The following is a 1,854-nucleotide window of genomic DNA, read 5'->3' on the forward strand; positions in this document are numbered from 1 at the left end:
CACGAGGCCGAGTGGGCCCGAAGCTACCTCGACAAGGAGGGCCGGCGGCAGGAGCTGCCCGACGCCCTGCAGGTCTGGGACGGCCTGCCCGCCAGCCTTTCCGAGCACAACGCCCTGCTGGCCGACACCCAGGCGCACATCGACGCCCTGATCCACGGCCTGGTGCGGGTGAAGGCCGACCGCCGATATCTCGTGGCCGACGAGAACCACCGCTGGGGCCTCAGCCCCTTCCACTACATCCCGGACTACTATCGCGACGTCCTGCGCCAGCTGAAGGCGCTGGGGATCTAGGCCGCCGCCCGCCGCGAGGCGGCCACCGCCCGGTAGAGTTGGGTGTAGATGAACCCCTCCTCCTCCACCCGCAGCGGCAGGGGGATCTTGTCCCGCCAGCCGGCGAGCCGATCCCGTTCGTCGCAGACCCGGGCGATCGCCTCGGCCCAGGCGCCGGCGTCGGTGGCGGGCAGCGCCAGCCCGCAGCCGTGCTCGCGCACCACCCGCCCGGCGTTGCCGAGGTCGGAGACCAGGGCCGGCAGGCCGGCGGCGAAGCCTTCGTGCAGGGCCAGGCTGTAGGATTCCGGCACCTGCGAGGGCACGCAAAGGACGTCGAACTCCTGCAGCAGGCGCGGGACGTCGGCGGCCGCGACCGGCGGCTCGACGCTGATCTGCGCTTGGCCCCCCTCGGCCGAGATGCGGGCGGCGAGCTCAGGCTCGTAGCAGGGGCCGACGATCCGCAGGCGGGCGTCCGCGCGGCCGACCTGGGCGAAGGCGCTGGCGAGGAGCCCCGCGCCCTTGGCCTCCGAGACGGTGCCCAGGTAGCCGAAGGTGAGCTTCCCGTCGGTGGGCCGGGCCTTGGGCCGGGGGAAGGAGAGCAGGTCGACCCCGTTGCCGACCACGCGGACCTGAAGGTCCGGATGCTCGGCGGCGAACTGCTCGGCGACGTAAGGCGACACCGCCACCACCGCCGAGGCGCCGCGCAGGAGCTCCCCCAGCCGCTCGATGCGGCCGGCGAACTCCCGCTCCCCGATCTCCGGCGACCAGCAGTGGAGCTGGCAGTTGCGCCCGCCGGCCGGCCCGCCGCACAGCGACCCGTCCAGCCGGATCAGGTTGATCCGGTGGCAGATGAAGTGGAAATCGGTGAGGGTGATCACGTAACCCGCCCGCCGGTCCCGGAGCGCCTCGACGGCGTCGTTCAGGCGCAGGGCGTGCATCACGTGCACCACGTCGAACTTCGGCCGGCTGTCCAGGAACCGCTCGAACCGCTGGCGCACGCCCTCCGCGGGGCGGAAGCCCAGGTCCTCGAGCGGCCGGCCCTCCTGATGGGGCAGAGCGTGGACCGGGACCCCCTGCACGAGACAGCTGCGCAGGCCCTCCTGCTCCCGCCAAGGCGGGCCCGGCCGATGCGACGCGGTGAACACCTCCACGTGGTGGCCCTCGGACTGGGCGGCGTGCGCCAGGTTGAGGGTCACCTTCTCGGTGCCGCCGGCGTATTCGGGCAGGAACTGGTGGACCAGGTAGAGGATGCGCATCAGATGCCCGCCAGCAGGAGGTCGCGCAGGGCGTCCAGCCGCGCCGCCTCGGCCCCGGCCGCGCTGGGCCGGGTGTGCAGGTAGATGTAAGCCAACTGGGCGCCCAGGGTCATCGCCAGGGTCTTCTGAGCGGTGGCGACCAACTCCTCGGCCAGGTGCTCATCCACCTCCGTGAAGACCGTCTCGACGAAGGCGGCGGTGTGCTCGAGGCGGTCGACGAACATCGCCCGCATCTGCTCGGCGTCGGCGAGACCCACCTGCCCCTCCTCGGCCACTACCCGCTCGAACCAGGGCCGGATCGGCGCGTGGCCGAAATCGTCGGGGCTGG

Annotated in this window: 3 protein-coding genes; 1 reads left to right on the top strand and 2 read right to left on the bottom strand. The window is 72.6% G+C overall.

Annotation, left to right across the window (positions count from 1 at the left end):
• On the top strand, nt 1-291 hold a 291-nt coding region (locus VHK87_RS00160), incomplete at its 5' end, for a DUF6270 domain-containing protein (protein ID WP_329632877.1).
• Here VHK87_RS00160 and VHK87_RS00165 read toward each other — a convergent pair.
• Nucleotides 288-1,526 carry a glycosyltransferase gene (locus VHK87_RS00165; RefSeq protein WP_329632878.1) on the bottom strand — a complete coding sequence of 413 codons (1,239 nt, stop codon included), beginning with the start codon at nt 1,524-1,526 and terminating at the stop codon, nt 288-290. The two genes, VHK87_RS00160 and VHK87_RS00165, sit on opposite strands and share 4 nt — an antisense overlap.
• Nucleotides 1,526-1,854, bottom strand: a 329-nt coding sequence (locus VHK87_RS00170) for a hypothetical protein (protein ID WP_329632879.1), incomplete at its 5' end; no start/stop codon positions are given. The genes VHK87_RS00170 and VHK87_RS00165, both read right to left, overlap by 1 nt.

This window comes from Phenylobacterium sp., from assembly GCF_036263695.1.
Lineage (GTDB): Bacteria > Pseudomonadota > Alphaproteobacteria > Caulobacterales > Caulobacteraceae > Phenylobacterium.